This window comes from Nocardiopsis flavescens (assembly GCF_900141985.1).
GTDB lineage: Bacteria > Actinomycetota > Actinomycetes > Streptosporangiales > Streptosporangiaceae > Nocardiopsis > Nocardiopsis flavescens.
The window spans coordinates 548389-564448 of sequence record NZ_FQZK01000001.1 but is presented as its reverse complement, the minus strand read 5'-3'; the positions used below and the strand labels follow the sequence as shown (position 1 = coordinate 564448).

At 75.9% G+C, this 16060-nt stretch carries 13 protein-coding genes and 1 pseudogene; 7 read left to right on the top strand and 7 right to left on the bottom strand.

The features are described from left to right. Positions 1 to 115: 115 nt before the first annotated feature. Entirely contained in the window at positions 116 to 1036 is a 921-nt protein-coding gene (locus tag BUE45_RS02645) for a threonine/serine dehydratase (RefSeq protein WP_073374485.1), read from the bottom strand. Positions 1037 to 1136: 100 nt separating this feature from the next. On the opposite strand from BUE45_RS02645, the gene BUE45_RS02640 reads away from it, so the two are divergent. Continuing rightward, complete coding sequence (locus BUE45_RS02640) at positions 1137 to 2057, top strand: LysR family transcriptional regulator (RefSeq protein ID WP_073374482.1); 921 nt, start codon at positions 1137 to 1139, stop codon at positions 2055 to 2057. Positions 2058 to 2064: 7 nt separating this feature from the next. Here the strand turns inward: BUE45_RS02640 and BUE45_RS02635 are convergent, their stop codons facing one another. Then, positions 2065 to 2697, bottom strand: a complete 633-nt coding sequence (locus BUE45_RS02635) for a trimeric intracellular cation channel family protein (protein ID WP_073374480.1) — start codon at positions 2695 to 2697, stop codon at positions 2065 to 2067. Positions 2698 to 2907: 210 nt separating this feature from the next. Between BUE45_RS02635 and BUE45_RS02630 the strand changes: the two genes are divergently transcribed. After that, entirely contained in the window at positions 2908 to 4266 is a 1359-nt protein-coding gene (locus BUE45_RS02630) for a dihydrolipoyl dehydrogenase family protein (RefSeq protein WP_073375335.1), read from the top strand. A gap of 247 nt (positions 4267 to 4513) precedes the next feature. On the opposite strand, the gene BUE45_RS02625 is transcribed toward BUE45_RS02630, so the two are convergent. The 3 genes from BUE45_RS02625 to BUE45_RS02615 form a co-directional block, all read right to left on the bottom strand. Further along, positions 4514 to 5401: a glycoside hydrolase family 19 protein gene (locus tag BUE45_RS02625; protein WP_073374478.1), complete on the bottom strand. Its 888-nt coding sequence runs from the start codon at positions 5399 to 5401 to the stop codon at positions 4514 to 4516. 417 nt (positions 5402 to 5818) lie between these two features. Then, positions 5819 to 6673: a siderophore-interacting protein gene (locus BUE45_RS02620; protein ID WP_073374475.1), complete on the bottom strand. Its 855-nt coding sequence runs from the start codon at positions 6671 to 6673 to the stop codon at positions 5819 to 5821. A 114-nt stretch (positions 6674 to 6787) separates the two neighbouring features. After that, positions 6788 to 7795 (bottom strand): N-acetylglucosamine kinase, encoded by a 1008-nt coding sequence (locus tag BUE45_RS02615; RefSeq protein WP_073375333.1) that lies wholly within the window; start codon positions 7793 to 7795, stop codon positions 6788 to 6790. A 298-nt stretch (positions 7796 to 8093) separates the two neighbouring features. Here BUE45_RS02615 and BUE45_RS02610 point away from each other — a divergent pair, with 298 nt between their 5' ends. The 3 genes and pseudogenes from BUE45_RS02610 (at position 8094) to BUE45_RS02600 (ending at position 11014) form a co-directional block, all read left to right on the top strand. Further along, positions 8094 to 9371: a GNAT family N-acetyltransferase gene (locus tag BUE45_RS02610; protein ID WP_073374473.1), complete on the top strand. Its 1278-nt coding sequence runs from the start codon at positions 8094 to 8096 to the stop codon at positions 9369 to 9371. Positions 9372 to 9514: 143 nt separating this feature from the next. Continuing rightward, positions 9515 to 9682, top strand: a pseudogene (locus BUE45_RS02605) (sterol carrier protein domain-containing protein); the annotation flags it as partial. Positions 9683 to 9739: 57 nt separating this feature from the next. Further along, on the top strand, positions 9740 to 11014 hold the full coding sequence (locus BUE45_RS02600) for a GNAT family N-acetyltransferase (protein WP_073374471.1): 1275 nt from the start codon (positions 9740 to 9742) through the stop codon (positions 11012 to 11014). A gap of 72 nt (positions 11015 to 11086) precedes the next feature. On the opposite strand, the gene BUE45_RS02595 is transcribed toward BUE45_RS02600, so the two are convergent. Together BUE45_RS02595 and BUE45_RS02590 are read right to left on the bottom strand one after the other, a co-directional pair. Then, positions 11087 to 12139: an aminotransferase class V-fold PLP-dependent enzyme gene (locus BUE45_RS02595; protein WP_073374469.1), complete on the bottom strand. Its 1053-nt coding sequence runs from the start codon at positions 12137 to 12139 to the stop codon at positions 11087 to 11089. 129 nt (positions 12140 to 12268) lie between these two features. After that, positions 12269 to 12808, bottom strand: a complete 540-nt coding sequence (locus BUE45_RS02590) for a MarR family winged helix-turn-helix transcriptional regulator (RefSeq protein ID WP_073374467.1) — start codon at positions 12806 to 12808, stop codon at positions 12269 to 12271. A gap of 494 nt (positions 12809 to 13302) precedes the next feature. Here BUE45_RS02590 and BUE45_RS02585 point away from each other — a divergent pair, with 494 nt between their 5' ends. Together BUE45_RS02585 and BUE45_RS02580 are read left to right on the top strand one after the other, a co-directional pair. Beyond that, positions 13303 to 14265 carry an MBL fold metallo-hydrolase gene (locus tag BUE45_RS02585; protein ID WP_073374465.1) on the top strand — a complete coding sequence of 321 codons (963 nt, stop codon included), beginning with the start codon at positions 13303 to 13305 and terminating at the stop codon, positions 14263 to 14265. Positions 14266 to 14359: 94 nt separating this feature from the next. Beyond that, positions 14360 to 16033, top strand: a complete 1674-nt coding sequence (locus tag BUE45_RS02580) for an FAD-dependent monooxygenase (protein WP_073374463.1) — start codon at positions 14360 to 14362, stop codon at positions 16031 to 16033. The last annotated feature ends 27 nt before the right edge of the window (positions 16034 to 16060 follow it).

The following is a 16060-nucleotide window of genomic DNA, read 5'->3' as shown; positions in this document are numbered from 1 at the left end:
TTCGCCCGTTGTCATGGAAAGGAATCGCCTTCCGGATTCGAGGCGGGAACACGCACACGAAAAAAGGACCCGTCGCCGGCGCGACGGGTCCCGGTGCACGGGTGCGGTGCGGGTCTCAGCCCACGCGGTCCCAGCGGGCGTTGGCGCCGCAGACCACCAGGCAGGGCCGCTCACCCGGCACCCGCCCCGCCAGCCAGGCGGCGAACGGCACCGCGGCGGCGGGCTCGGTGGCGATGCGGAACTCCGACCACAGGCGGTCCTGGGCGGCGGTGATCTCGGCGTCGCTCACCAGGGTCCGGGTGACCGGGTGGTCGCGCAGTACCTCGAACGGCACCCGGCCCAGCGTCGAGGCGCCCAGCGCGGAGGAGGCCACCGAGTCCACCGGCGTCCGCACCGGGCGGCCCGCCTCCATGGCGGCGTGCAGGCTGCGGCAGCCCTCGGGCTCCACGCCCACGACCTCGCGCCCGCCCGCGCCCAGCCGCACCCCCGCGACCAGTCCGCCGCCGCCCACGGCCACGGCGATGCTGTCGCACTCGGGGGCGTCGGCGGCGATCTCCAGGCCCAGCGTCCCCTGGCCCGCGACCACCAGCGGGTCGTCGAACGCGTGCAGGTAGCGGACGCCCTCCCGGTCCGCGTGCGCCAGCGCGGCCTCGGCCGCCACGGCGTAGTGCTCGCCCACCCGCACCACCTCGGCGCCGGTGGCGGCCAGCGGAGCCGCCTTGGCCTCGGGGACCGTCTCGGGCACGTACACGGTGGCGTGCACCCCGAGCAGGCGGGCGGCGGTGGCCACCCCCAGCCCGTGGTTGCCCCCGGAGGCGGTGACCACCCGGTCGGAGGGGCCCCCGCCGATCAGGGCGTTGAGCGCGCCGCGCAGCTTGAACGCGCCGGTGAGCTGGAGGTGCTCCAGCTTCAGGGTCACGGGCCTGCCGTCGACCTCGGTGTGCAGCACCGGGGTCCGGCGGGCGTAGGGCGCGATGCGTTCGGCGGCGGCACGGACATCGGTGGCCGTGGGCACGGCGTGCGCGGTCGTCGTCATGCCCCCATGCTCCCGCTACCGACGATTAACTTAAAGTTGTGTCTGCTAAAGATCGGTAAGCAGAACTTTGTACCGGATCGTGTTCGCCCGGGGAGGACCCATGCTGGACGCCAACCGCCTGCGCGTGCTCGTGGAGATCGCGCACGCCGGGTCCATCGCCGCCGCGGCGGCCCGCCTGTCCTTCACCCCGCCCGCGCTGTCCCAGCAGCTCACCAAGCTGGAGCGCGAGGTCGGCGTGGTCCTGGTCGAGCGCGGGCGCACCGGCGCCACGCTCACCGACGCCGGGCGGGTCCTGCTCGAACACGGCCAGCGCGTCCTGGGCGAGCTGCGCGACGCCGAGGCGGCCATCCGCGCCCACACCGGAACCCCGCCCGAGCACCTGTCCGTGGGGGCCTTCGCCAGCGCGGGCAAGGTCCTGCTGCCCCAGACCCTGGCCGCGTTCGGCCGCGACCACCCGCACGTGCGCCTGTCCCTGGCCGACATCGAGCCGCCCGGCGGCCACGACCTGGTGACCTCGGGCGACCTCGACCTGCTCGTCACCCACCGCTACCCGGCGGTCCCGCTGCCGCGCGCGCCGGGCCTGCACCGCGAGCGGATCCTCGTGGACCCGCTCATGGCGGTGGCCCCGGTCGGCCACCCGATCGGGGACCGCCCCGTGTCCCTGGCCGACCTGGCGGGGGAGGAGTGGATCTGCGGGGCCCCGGGCATCGCCAACCGCACCACCCTGGACGCCGCGGCCTCCGCCGCCGGGGTCGAGCTGACCGTCGCCTACGAGACCCGCGACTACGAGGTGGCGCTGGCCCTGATCGAGGTGGGCGTGGGGGTGGCGCTGGTCCCCGCCACCATCCTGGGCGCGGCCCGCCGCGGCGGCTGGGTGAGCCGGCCGCTGAGCGGGGTCCGGCTGGCCCGCGAGGTGTACGCGGTGCACCGGCGCAGGCCGCCCGAGCCGCTGCCGGAGCTGGTCGCCACCCTGCGCGGGGTGGCCGCCCGCGCGCTGGAGGAGGCGCCCGCCCCGCCCTGAGCCGGGGTCAGACCGGTGGGGCCCCCGGCGGCAGCGGCGCGTTCCACCGGTAGCGCAGCGCCAGCACGCGGACCGTGAAGCACAGCAGCGCGCCGGCCACCGCCACCCACCCGGCGTCGAACCCGAGCACGTGCGCCACCGACACCGTCCCCGCCCCCAGCAGCGCCGGGATCGCGTACAGGTGCGAGTGGGCGCTGAGCACCGTCGGCACCCGGTTGAGCAGCACGTCGCGGATGGTGCCGCCGCCCACCCCCGTGATCGCCCCCAGCAGGACCGCCTGGAGCGGCCCGAAGCCCAGCTCGATCGCCTTGGCCGCGCCGATGACCACGAACAGGCTCAGTCCCGCCGCGTCGAACAGCAGGATCGGCGTGGCCAGCCGGGTGAGCCGCGAGCCGAGGAAGAACGCGACCATGCCGCCGGTCAGGGCCACGGTCACGTACCGCCAGTCCTGGAACGTCGCGGGGGTCACCCCCAGCAGCACGTCCCGGACGATGCCGCCGCCGATCGCGGTGACCAGGCCCAGGACCAGGACGCCCACGATGTCCACCCGGGCGGTGCGGATGGCGGTGAGGGCCCCGTCGACGGCGAAGGCGAAGACCCCGACGAGGTCGAGGATCAGGAGGATGTTCTGCGTGGACATGGCCGGTGGCTGTGTTCCTGGTGAGAGCGGTGTGCCGACCTGCCATTGCACCACGGCCGGACCCGGCGCCGCGCCCGCCGGCGGGGTGACGCGCCGCACCCCGCCGCCGGCGGCGCCCGGCGGGCGGACCCGCGCGGCCACCGCGTGTCGGGGCGGTGGCGCGGCCCGGAGGGGTCCACCATCATGGGGGACCGGCGAGCGGAGGACACCATGGAACACCTGGACGCCATCGTCATCGGCATGGGACCGGGGGGCGAGGTCGTCGCCGACCGGCTCCTGGCGGCCGGGAAGCGGGTGGCGGTCGTGGAGCGCGAGCTCATCGGCGGCGAGTGCGGGTACTACGCCTGCATCCCCAGCAAGACCCTCATCCGCCCGCCCGAGGTGCGCCAGGACGCGGTCGAGGCCGCCGCCCTGGACCGCCCCGGCCTGGACTGGCCCGCGCTGCGCGCCTACCGCGACCGGATGATCCGCCACCTGGACGACTCCGAGCAGGTCCAGGGGTACCGGGACCGCGGTGCGCTGGTCCTGCGGGGCGAGGCCCGCGTCGTGGGCCGCGACCCCTGGCGGGTGGCGGTCGACGGGCGGGAGTACACCGCCGACCACGTCGTGGTCGCCACCGGCTCCTCGGCGGTGCGCCCGCCGATCGAGGGCCTGGACGCCCTGGGCCCGGACCGGGTGTGGACCAACCGCGAGGCCACCACGCTCACCGAGATCCCCGGCCGGGCGCTGGTGGTGGGCGGCGGCGCGGTCGCCGTCGAACTCGGGCAGTTCCTGGCCCGCACGGGGTCGCGGGTGACGCTCGTCCAGCGCGGCGACCGGCTGCTGGGCCGCGAGGAGCCGCGCCTGGGCGAGCTGGTCGCCGAGCAGTTCGCCCGCGACGGCGTCACCGTCCGGCCGGGCGCGCAGGTGGAGTCGGCCGCGGCCGACGGCGACGGCGTCGCCGCCGTCCTGGACTCGGGGGAGCGCGTCACCGCCGACGTCCTCGTCCTGGCCACCGGTCGCCGGCCCCGCGGCGACGGCCTCGGCCTGGACGCACTGGGGGTGGAGGCGGACCGCGGGGCGCTGGCCGTGGACGGGCACTGCCGGGTCGCCCCCGGGCTGTGGGCGGTCGGCGACGTCACGGGCCGCGCCCTGTTCACCCACGTCGCCAAGTACCAGGGGCGGCTGGCGGCGGCCAACATCCTGGGCGGGGACCGCCGCGCCGACTACACCGGGGTGCCCCGGGTGGTGTTCGCCCACCCGGAGATCGCCGGGGTGGGGCTCACCGCGGCACAGGCCCGGGAACGGGGCGTGGACGCGGTCACCGCGGAGATCGACCTGCCCGAGACCCTGGCCCGGCCCTGGACCCACGCCACCGACCCGCGCGGGACCCTGGGGGTGGTCGCCGACCGGGACGCGGGGGTGCTGGTGGGCGCCTGGGCGATCGGGCCGATGGTGTCGGAGTGGATCAACACCGCCGCGCTGGCGATCCGCGCGCGGATCCCGGTGGGGTACCTCATCGACTCCACGCCGCAGTTCCCCACGTTCAACGAGGGGTACGTGGCGGCCCTGGAACAGCTCGGCCTCTGAGGGCGGGACCCCGTCGCCCCGGTCGGCGCGGCGGGGGAGCGCACTCGGCCGCGGGGTGTGTGCTCGGCCGTGGGGCGTGCGTTCGGACCGGCGGGGGAGCGTGCTCGGCCCTTGCCGCGGGGGCTTTGCGCTTCCGGGCCCCGCCGTCGGCGCGGCGGGCCCGGACACGGGAGCGCCCCCGGCCGTCGCGCGGCCGGGGGCGCCCCCTCGCACTGCTCTCCACGGGCGTTCGGACCCGCCCGGGAGGTCAGCAGCTCAGGTTCGAACCGGTGGTCGTCCCCAGGATCTGCGTGAACTCGGTGAACTTGTTGATGCGGCTCTGGACCTGCCCCGGGTTGCCCCCGTTGCACTCCAGCCCGCCGTTGATCGCGCGGATCGTCTCACCGAAGCCGTGGCCGTTGACGATGGCGTTGTGGGGCGTGATGGAGCCGGCCCCGGTCTGGGTGTTCCAGTACCACAGGCCCGTCCGCCACGCGACGGACGCGTCCTGCTCGACCAGGTAGGGGTTGTTCAGCAGGTCGATGCCCAGGGCGTCGCCCGCGGCCTTGTAGTTGTAGTTCCAGCTGAGCTGGATGGGGCCGCGGCCGTAGTAGGCGGCCTGTCCGGCCGGGCAGCCGAAGGGCTGGCCCCAGTCGCAGTAGTGCGGGTAGTTGGCCTCGTTGGTCTCCTTGATGTACACGAGGCCGCCGGTCTCGTGGCTGACGTTGGCCAGGAAGGCGGCCGCCTCGCGCTTCTTCACCTCGTCGCTTCCGGTGTTGGCGAAGCCGGGGTAGGAGCTGAGCGCGGCGGTGAGGCCGCTGTAGGTGTAGAAGGGGTTCCGGTTCGGGAACATCTGGTTGAACTGGGCCTCGGTGACGACGAACCCGCTGGGGTTGGGCTGCTCGCCGCCTCCGCCGCCGGTGCAGGCGCCCTGGTCGGCCCACACGTCGGAGGTTCCGGGACGCTCGTTCTGCGTCCACCACTTGGCGGTGTAGTTGCGGCCCTCGTAGGAGGCCGTGCCGCCGCCGGTGTAGACGGCGGAGGAGCTCCAGGGCGCCGCGCAGGTGGCGGCCTGCGCCACGGTGGCGGGGAGGACGATGAGCGCAGCGGCGATCGCACCGAGGGCGGCCAACTGGCTCAGGAGACGTCGGATCACGTGATCACACTCCTTGGACGCGGCGCGCATCCGACCGCGCGCCGCCGGGGGTGCCGTCACCTAAGCAAGGGTGGTCTAGACCTGTCAAGATCCGTATCACGAATCGTGAGGATACGGTGACGGAACGACGTTCGCGGTGAGACGGCGGACCGGCGCCGGGCGCGCGCCGTCGGCCCGGGCGTGCGCGCCCGTGGCGGCGTGCCGCCCGCCCCGCGGCCCGGCCTGTGGCCGCCGGGCGGGGCCTGCGGCCGAGGGCCGGGATCCGGTGCACGGTCGAGGGGCGCGGGCCCGGGGCCCGGGTGGCCGCCGGTACGGGACGGCCCCCGCCGGTCGGGGACGCAGGGGGCGGTGATCCGGCGCTCCCGGCGGCCGGTCACGGCCCTGCGCCGCGGGCCGCCGGCCGGGGGATCCGGGGCCCTAGCCGCGGTCGGCGAGCGCGGCGGCCTCCTCGTCCTCCACCTGCCGGTTCCACTCGGCCTTGGAGGACTGCCAGCCGTCCTCGTTGCGCCCCAGCCGCCAGTACCCGGAGATCGACAGGTCCTCCTTGGGCAGGCCCCGCTCCACGCGCAGCAGGCGGCGCAGGTCGCGCACGAACCCCGCCTCGCCGTGCACGAACACCTGCACCCGGCCCTCGGGCAGCTCCAGGGCCCGCACCGCCTCGGTCAGCGGCGCGCCCACCGGCCGGTCGCCCCGGTGCAGCCAGTGCACCCGCACCAGCGCGTGGGCGTCCAGCTTCTGCTCCTCCTCCGGGCCCGCGACCTCCACGAACACGTGCGCCGGGCGCCCCTCGGGCAGCCGCTCCACCGCCGCCGCGATCGCCGGCAGGGCGCTCTCGTCCCCGGCCAGCAGGTGCACGTCGGCCTCCGGGTCGGGGGAGTAGCCGCCGCCCGGGCCGAACATGCGCAGGGTGTCGCCGGGGCGCGCCGCCGCGGCCCACGGGCCGGCCAGGCCCGCGTCGCCGTGCACGACGAAGTCGACGGTCAGCCGCCGGGTGCGCGGGTCGAAGGCGCGCACCGTGTAGGTGCGGGTGACCGGCCACTCCTCGCGCGGGAGGCTGTCGCGGACCGCCTGCATGTCGTAGGGCTCCGGGTCGCCCTCGGCGGGCGGCGGGAACAGCAGCTTCACGTACGAGTCGGTGTACCCGGCGGTGGAGAAGGCGTCCAGCCCCTCCCCGCCGAACACCACCCGCACCATGTGCGGGGTGAGCTGCTCGACCGCCTCCACCCGTCCCACGTGCACGGTCACCTTCGGTCGTTCCCGTCGCTCGGTCACGGCAGCCCCCTTCGTCGAAACGTGTTAGGTGAACCTAACATCATCGCCGGTCAGGCTACCTTCCCGGGGCCCGTGTGGGGGCCGCCCGGGGCCGGAACGGCCGCCCGCCGTCCCTCAGGCGGCGTCGCTGCGGCCGTCGCCGACGGGTGCGGTGAAGGCCGCGTGCAGGTCGGCGTCGTCGGCCGCTGCACCGGCCTCCAGCACCGCCAGCCAGGCCGCCGCCCCGGCCGTGCACCCGGCCGTGGACAGCGGCGAGCCCGCCGTGCCCAGCGCCAGCTTGCGGGTGAGCGACTCGCGCACCGGCTCCGACCCCAGCAGCACCCCGCCGGCCAGCACCACCGGCCGCCGCTCGCCCGGTGAGCGCACCTGGTGCACCGCGTGCGCCAGGTGCCCGGCCGCCGCGTTCACGATCACCTCGGCCGCCTCGTCCCCTTGCGCGAACGCCTCCGACACCAGCGGGGCCAGGGCCGCCAGCCCGATCGGCGGCTGCGCCGTCAGCGTGCGGGCGAAGGCGCGCGCGTGCTCCTCGGGCAGGTGCTCGCTCCCCTGCACGGGGCGCCGGCCGGGGATCACCCGCTTGGCGACCATCCGCGCCAGCGGGCTCAGGTCGGTGCCCCGGCTCAGCTGGCGGGCGGTCTCCCGGGCCGCCTGGTGGCCGATCCAGAACGCCGACCCCTCGTCGCCGATCAGCCAGCCCATGCCGTCCGCGGACCGGCTGCGCCGCCGCCCCTCGACCCGGGTGGCGATCGCGCCGGTGCCCGCGATCAGCACCGTTCCGTCCGGCTCGTGCGTGCCCGAGGCGAACGCCACCTCGTCGTCGCCCGCGAACCGCAGCCGGTCCGCCGGGACCCCCGCCGCGAGCAGTTCCTCCACCAGCCCCTGGCGCACCGCGTCGTCGCGCAGCGCCGAAACCCCGGCCAGGCCGACCACCCCGGCCGCCAGGTGCTCGCGGGCGGCGGGCCCGGCCCGGTCCAGGGCGGTGCCCACCGCCCGGGCCAGCTCCCGGCCCGCCTTGCGGGTGCCGTGCGTGTTGGGGTTGGCGCCGGCGGCGCGGGCATGCCCCACCCGCTCGCCGGACACGGTGGCGACCAGGGCGCGGGTGGCGGTGCCGCCCGCGTCCACCCCCAGCACCAGGCGGGGGCGGTCGGAGCGCTGTTCATCAGAGGAGGTCACAGGAGTCACAGCAGGGAACTGCCCCCTCCCGGGCGGGAATACTCTTCACGGATCCGGCCGCCCCCGGCCGCCCGGACCGCGAACCCGCCCCGGAGGGCCCGGCCGTCGCCCGGTCCCGGCGTTCCCCGCCCCCTGCGGCACCCCGCCCCACCCGGTAGGGCACCCCTTCCGGCGGTCACGGGAGGGTGGGACCGGACACGCCGAAAAGCAGTGGCGCGCCCCGCCGCGGTCCTGAGAGGGTCGGTCCATGGCAGCAGATCGGCACCCAGCGACCCCCGGAACCGGCGACCCCGGATGGGAGGCCGCCGCGGCGTCGGAGGACGAGATCCCCGAGGCCACACAGGTGTTCGCCACCGCCCTCAACATCCCCCTGCCCGACCTGGTCGACACCGAGCGCGACCACCCGGTCAACGACACCGACCGCTTCCTGCTGGTCCGCGACGGCGCCCGCGTCGCCGGCACCGTCAACTCCCACCTGTTCTCCCTCTCCGTGCCGGGCGGGCCGCGCCCCGCCGCCGGGGTGACCGGGGTGGGCGTGCTGCCCACGCACCGCAGGCGCGGCATCCTCTCCGCCCTCATGCGCGGCCAGCTCGCCGACCTGCGGCGGCGCGGGGAGAACCTGGCCGTGCTGTGGGCCTCCGAGGGCGGCATCTACGGCCGCTACGGCTACGGCCGGGCGACCCGCCAGTACACCGTCACGGTGAGCCGCGCCCACGCGGCGCTGCGGCCCGACGCCCCGCGCGACCCCTCCCTCACCCTGGAGCTGGCCGCCCCTGCCGACGTCCTGCCCGACCTGGACCTGCTGCACCGCGCCGCCCAGGCCGAGCGCAACGGCGGCTTCCCCCGCGAGGGCAACTGGTGGCCGCTGCGCCTGTGGATGCTCTCCCGCCCCCAGGCCGACACCTCCGACCTGCGCGCCGTCCTGGTCCGCGACGCCCGGGGACGCCCCGTCGGCTCCGCCCTGCACCGGCTCACCACCGGGTTCGGCCACGGCGGACTGCCCACCGGCAGGGTCACCGCCCGCGAGGTCAACGCCCTCACCCCGGCCGCCCGCACCGCCCTGTACGAGTACCTCTTCGCCACCGACCTCACGGTGGAGACCGAGATCATCGGCCTGCCCGAGGACGACCCCCTCCCCGCGCTGCTCGCCGACCCCGCCCAGGCCGTCCGCAGCGGCGGCGCGGGACTGTGGCTGCGCCTGGTCGACGTACCCGCGGCCCTGTCCGAGCGCACCTACGCCCGGCCCCTGGACACCGTCATCGAGGTCGCCGACCGGTACGCCCCCTGGAACGCCGGCCGCTGGCACCTCAAGACCGACGGCGAGGACACGCGGGTGGAGGCCACCACCGCCGACCCCGACCTCTCCCTGGACGCGGCCCACCTGGGCGCCGCCCACCTGGGGCGCGGACCGGTCACCACCCACGTCGACGCCGGGACCGCCGCCGAGCACACGCCCGGAGCCGCCGCCCGCCTGGACACGGCCCTGTACACCCCCCGGGCGCCGCGCTGCGACACCGGCTTCTGAGGGGAGGGACCCCGTGGGCGAGACCTCTCCCGAACCCGACGCCGAACCCGACGCCTGGACCGTGCGGGGCACCACCGCCGCCGAGTACCCCGAGGTCGCCCGGGTCGTAGGCGAGGCGCTGCTCGCCCGCCACCGGGCCCGCCGACCTGTCCCTGGACGTGTCCCACCTGGGAGCGGCCTACTTCGGGCGGCGGTCCCTGTCCGGGCTCGCCGCCGCCGGGCTGCTCACCGAGCACACCCCCGGCGCGGCCAGGAGCCTGGACACCGCCCTGTACGAGCCGCTGGAGCCGTACTGCGGCGTCGACTTCTGACCGCCGCCCCGCCCCCGCACACCGTCCCGACCGCACCGAACGACAAGGCGGAGAACAATGACCACACCCGACAGCGCGCGCACCGAGTGGACCGTGCGCGGCACCGACCGGGACGAGTACCCCCGGGTGGCCCGCGTCATCGGTGAGGCGCTCCTGGTGGCCGAGGACCTGGACGCCGTGGTGGAGCGGGTGCGCCCCCTCCACGACGCCGAGGGCTACGAGCGGGTGCGCGTGGCCGTCGACGAGGTCGACGGCGAGGAGCGCGTCGTCGGCGCCACCAACCACTTCCCCTTCGAGATGACCCTGCCCGGCGGGCCGCGCCCGGTGGCCGGGGTGACCGGGGTGGGCGTGTGGCCCACCCACCGCCGCCGGGGCGTGCTCAGCGCGCTCATGCGCCGCCAGCTCGCCGACATCCACGCCGCGGGCGGCCGGTACGCGGCGCTGTGGGCGTCCGAGGGCGCCATCTACGGGCGCTTCGGGTACGGCCCCGCCGTCTCCGAGACCGAGGCGCACATCGCCCGCCCGCACGCCCGCCTGCGCCCCGACGCGCCGCGCGACCCCGGGCTGTCGGTCCGCCTGGGCTACGCCGCCGAGTTCCGCGCGGACCTGGAGCACGTGCACGGGGAGGCCGCCCGCACCCGGCTGGGCCAGGTGCCGCGCACCGCCCACTGGTGGGACCGGGCGCTGAAGGACGCCCCCGAGAACCGCGACGGTAGGAGCCCCAAGCAGGCCGTCGTGGTCCGCGGGCCGCGGGGCCCGGTGGGCTACGCCCTGTACAGCACGCGCGCCAAGTGGGACTCCGACGGCCCGGCCGGGACGGTGTACGTCCAGGAGATGCGGGCCACCGCCCCGGCCGCGTGGACCCTGCTCTACGAGCACCTGCTCGACCGCGACCTGACGGCGCGGACCGAGTTCGAGTTCCTGCCGGTCGACGACCCGCTGGTGCACCTGCTCGGCAACCGCGACCGGCTGGTGCGGGAGATCTTCACCAGCCTGTGGCTGCGCCTGGTGGACGTGCCGGGCGCGCTGTCCGAGCGCACCTACACCGCGCCGGTGGAGGCGGTGCTGGAGGTCACCGACCGGTACGCGCCGTGGAACGCCGGGACCTGGTCGCTCAAGGCGGGCACGGACGGCGCGCGGGTCGAGGCCTGCGACACCGCCCCGGACGTGACGCTGGACGCGGCGCACCTGGGCGCGGCCTACCTGGGGCAGACCCCGCTCACCGGGTACGCGGCGGCCGGGCTGCTCACCGAGCACACGCCGGGGGCGCTCGCCCGCCTGGACGCGGCGCTGTACCGGCCCGACGCGGCCTTCAACGGCACCATCTTCTAGGCGTTGGGGCCGCTACCCGCCCGGTCCCGCCCCCGCACCCGCGGCGGGGCCGGGCGGGTAGCGCCGCACCGGTCAGCCGGTGAGGGCCTTGACCAGCCGGTCGACGTCCTCCTCGGTGTTGTAGAGGTGGAACGACGCCCGCAGCCGCCCGTTCCGGGCGGCCACCGCGATGCCCTCGGCCAGCACCCGCTCCACCCCGCCCGCCGGGGCGGACACCGAAACGATCGCCGACCCGGCCGGCTCCAGGTCCAGGCGGGCGCGCAGCAGGTCGCCCAGGGCCGTGTCGTGCGCGTGCACCGCCTCGACCCCGGTCTCCTCCAACAGCGCCAGGGTGTGCTCCAGCGCCGACCACGCGGGCCACACCGGGGGCAGGTCCAGCCCGCGCGCACCCGCCGCCAGCGGCAGCGGCGCGCCGTACAGGCTCTCCCACGGCTCCTCGGCGGCGTACCAGTTGGCCGCCAGGGGCGCCAGCTCCGCGAGCGCCTCCGGGGTGGCGGTGAGGAACGCCGACCCGCGCGGCCCCAGCAGCCACTTGTAGGCGCTGCACACCGTGTAGTCGATCCGGTCGGCGGGCACCGGCAGCCACCCCGCCGCCTGGGTGACGTCCACCAGCAGCCGCGCCCCGTGGGCGTCGCGGGCCGCCAGCAGGTCCTCCAGCGGGGCCACGCGCCCGTCGGAGGACTGCACCGCCGACACCGCCACCAGCCGGGTGGCCGGGCCCACCGCGTCGGCCAGGCGCTCCAGCGGCACCTCCCGGACGGTCAGGTCGTCCCGGGTCAGGAACGGGTGCACCACCGAGCTGAACTCGCGCTCGGCGGTCAGCACCTCCGACCCCGGCGGCAGCGCCGCGGCGACCGTCCCCACGAACTGCGCGGTGTAGGCGCCGATCGCCGTGCTCCGCACGGGCACGCCCAGCAGCCGGGCGTAGGAGGCGCGGGCGCGCTCCACACCCGGGTCGGCGTCGGCGGGGGAGAACCTCCCTGCGGCCACGTCCCGGGTGTGGCGCAGGGCCGCGTCCAGCGCGGTGTCGGGGGTCAGGCCGTGGGTGGCCGTGTTGAGGTACACGTTCGCGGGCGAGAAGCGCCGCCGGGCGGCGTCGATGCGGGCACGGGTGGAGTCGTCCATGCCCCCAGCCCACCGTGCGGCGGGACCGGGTTCAAGGGCCGCTCCGGTCCGGATTGGCCCCTAACGCGGGCGGCGGTCGGCGCGGGCGGCGGCGCGGGGTGGGCGCCGACCGCTCCGGTGCCGGCCGGGTCAGCTGCGGAACTTGGCCTGGGCGTCGGTGGACCCGGCCATCAGCTTGTTGAGCAGGCGCACGAGTTCGCGGCGCTCGTCGGGGTCCAGGGCGTCGGCCCAGGCCGACTCGCGCCGGTTGTGGGCGCGGAAGCCGCCGAGGATGGCGCGGTAGCCCGCCTCGGTCAGGCTGAGCTGGAGCGCGCGGCGGTCGTGGACGGCGCGCTCGCGCAGGATGAGTCCGTCGCGCTCCAGGGTGTTGAGCAGCGCGGACAGGGCGGCCCGGCTCATGCCGGAGATCTCGGCGGTGGTCTTGGCCTCCATCGGCCCGGCCAGCCAGAGCGCGAAGATCACCCGGAATCCGGGCCAGGTGAGCCCGCGCGGGCGGTGGACGGTGGATTCCAGGTCGTAGATGACCATGCTCGTGGCCCGGTTGAGGGTGAGCACCATGCGCATGGCGTCGGCGTTGACGGAGGGGAGTTCCTGCTCGGCCTTCTGCACCGCGTAGTCGACGAACGACCAGAAGGTGAGATCGCTGGGGGGTGCGGTGTCGTGGGTCACGGGACCACCCTAATACCTGGGGTACGGCACGCGTTTGCCGCTCTTTTCCTTTTCCGCGGCCGTGTTGTCCAGGGGTGATATCGGGTGAACGGGCCGTGTCGGTGCGCGTTCCGATGACGCTTCGCTGTCGTTCGTAAGCCAATGGTGCCTTTGTGATGGTCTGTTCTGTACGGGACGCCCGGTATCGGGAGGGTGTGCTTTCCCGGGGGATATCCGCGCCATTTCCGCTCCGCTTCCGGGGCGGCGGACCGGGTTGGTGTGGGAGTGGCGCAGGGGGTCGGGTGGGAAGGGTGGTGAGGGGGAGGCGGGGCGCGGCAGGTCGGGGCCCCGCCGTCCGGGACCGGAGGGCGTGCAGTGTGATCCGTATCACTCATGAGGCGGCTCTGCGCCTCTTGGTCCCGTGACGCAGCGCACGTTATGGTCTGAATCATCAAACGTTTGATCATTTTGGGCGGCGGCAGCCGCCCGCAGCGAGTGAAGGGGTCCCGACGACCATGGCAGCCAAGCCGTTCGCCTCGTCCGCCGACACCGAGGCCAAGCAGCAGACCCTGGAGGTCCTGGCCGACGGCGTCTACGCGCTCACCGCCGAGGGCGACCCCAACGTGGGCGCCATCGAGGGCGAGGACTTCCTCGTGGCGTTCGAGGCCCTGGCCACCCCCACCGCCGCCCGCGAGTGGCTGGCCCTGCTGCGCGAGCACACCGACAAGCCCGTCCGCTACCTGGTGCTCTCCCACTACCACGCGGTCCGCGTCCTGGGCGCGAGCGCCTTCGACGCCGAGATCATCCTCACCCACGAGAAGACCCACGAGCTGATCCGCGAGCGCGGAGAAGAGGACTGGGCCAGCGAGTTCGGCCGCATGCCCCGCCTGGCCAAGGACGCCGGCTCCGTGCCCGGCCTGACCTGGCCCACCCAGACCTTCGCCGACCGCACCACCATCGACCTGGGCGGCGACCGCGGCGAACTCGTCCTGGAGTACTTCGGGCGCGGCCACACCGAGGGCGACATCGTCGCCTGGCTGCCGCAGCGCAAGATCCTCTTCGCGGGCGACCTCGTCGAGGCCCAGGCCGCCCTCTACACCGGCGACGCCTTCCACATGGACTGGGCCGGCGCCACCCTGGACCGGGTCAAGGACCTGGGCGCCGAGATGCTCGTCGGCGGGCGCGGCGCGGTCAGCCGCGGACGCGACGAGGTCGACGCCGCCGTCGAGCAGACCCGCAACTTCCTCCAGGTCATGATCCGCGAGGTCGGCGGCGTCCACGGGCGCGGCGGCACCCTCAAGGAGGCGTTCGAGGCCACCCACGCGGCCCTGGTCGACGACTACGGCCACTGGCCGATCTTCGAGCACTGCCTGCCCTTCGACGTCTCGCGCCTGTGGGACGAGTTCTCCGGGATCGAGCGCCCCGTCATCTGGACGGCCGAGCGCGACCGCGAGGTCTGGGACCTCCTCCAGGCCTGACCGGCCGGGCGGCCGGCGGCGGACACCCGTCCGGCCCGGCCGCCGCCACCGACCACCACCGCCCCGCCGGGGCGCCGACGCCGAGGAGCCCGACGTGCGACCTCCCGCTCCACGACCCCCCGCCGACACCTCCGCCGAGCCCGTCCTGGTCCTGGGCGCCGGCCCGGTCGGCCAGACCGCGGCCCTGCTGCTGGCCCGGCGCGGCGTCCCCGTCCGCGTCGTCGACTCCCGGCCCGAGCGCGACGCCGTCGGCTCCAAGGCCATCTGCCAGCAGCGCGACGTCCTGGACGTGTGGGACTGGGTGGGCGCCGGGGAGATCGCCGAAGAAGGCCTGACCTGGGACACCGCCCGCACCTTCTACCGGGACAGCGAGCTGTTCAGCGTCCGCCTCGCCGACCCGGGCGCCTCGCCGCTGCCGCCCTTCGTCAACCTCTCCCAGTCCCGCACCGAGGAGATCCTGGACCGCCGCCTCACCGAGGCCGGGGTGGCCACCTCCTGGGACCACACCGTCACCGGGATCGAGCAGGACGCCGACGGCGTCACCGTCACCTGCGACACCCCCGCCGGGCCGGTCCGCCTGCGCGGCACGCACGCCCTGTCCTGCCTGGGCGCCCACGGCGGCGTCGTCCGCCGCGCCCTGGGCCTGGGCTTCGAGGGCACCAGCTTCGAGGACCGCTTCCTCATCTGCGACATCCGCGCCGACCTGGGCGACTGGGCCCGCGAGCGCCGCTTCTACTTCGACCCCGAGTGGAACCCGGGCCGCCAGGTCCTCATCCACCCCTGCCCCGACTCGGTGTTCCGCATCGACTGGCAGGTCCCCGCCGACTTCGACCTGGAGGCCGAGGAGGCCGCCGGGCGCCTGGACGCCCGCATCCGGCGGATCATCGGCGAGAAGCCCTACGAGATCGTCTGGCACTCGGTCTACCGGTTCCACACCCGCGTGGCGGACCGCATGCGCGCGGGCCGCGTCCTGCTCCTGGGCGACAACGCCCACCTGGTCGCCCCGTTCGGCGCGCGCGGCCTCAACTCCGGCGTCCAGGACGCCGAGAACGCCGCCTGGAAGATCGCCTACGTCCGCTCCGGCTGGGCGGACGAGGAGTTCCTGGAGACCTACCACACCGAGCGCCACGCCGCCGCCCTGGAGAACGCCGAGGTCACCGGCGCCACCATGCGCTTCCTCGTCCCCCAGGACGAGGAGGGGCACGCCACCCGGGCCGACGTCCTGGAGCGGGCCCTGACCGACGGGGCCGCCCGCGCCCTGGTCGACTCCGGCCGCCTGGCCGAGCCCTTCTGGTACGTGGACTCGCCCCTGACCACGCCCTGCCCGCAGCGCCCCTTCGGCGGGCGCCCGCCCCGCGGCCTGGCGCCCGCGCCCTGCCCCGGGGTGATCGTCCCCGACGCCCCCGTCGCGCTGCCCGGCGGCCCCGCCGACGCGCCCGCCCGGCTGCGCCCGCTGCTGCGCGAGGGCGTCACCCTGCTGCTGGGCCCGGACCCCGGCGGCGCCGGCGCCGCCCTGCTCGAACGCGCCCTGGACGCCGCCCGCGAGGCCACCGCGGCCCCCGTCGCCGGGTACCGCCTCACCGACATCGACGCCACCGGCGCCCTCGCCCAGGCCCTGGACACCGAACCCGGCCAGGCCTGGGTGCTGCGCCCCGACGCCCACATCGCCGCCGTCGTCGACGCCGCCGACCCGGCGGCCGTCGCGGCGGCCGTGCGCACCTGCCTGGGGCGGGCCGCCGCCCCCGAACACCCCGCGCCCGCGCTCTGACGCGGACGCCGCCGACAGCACCACGAC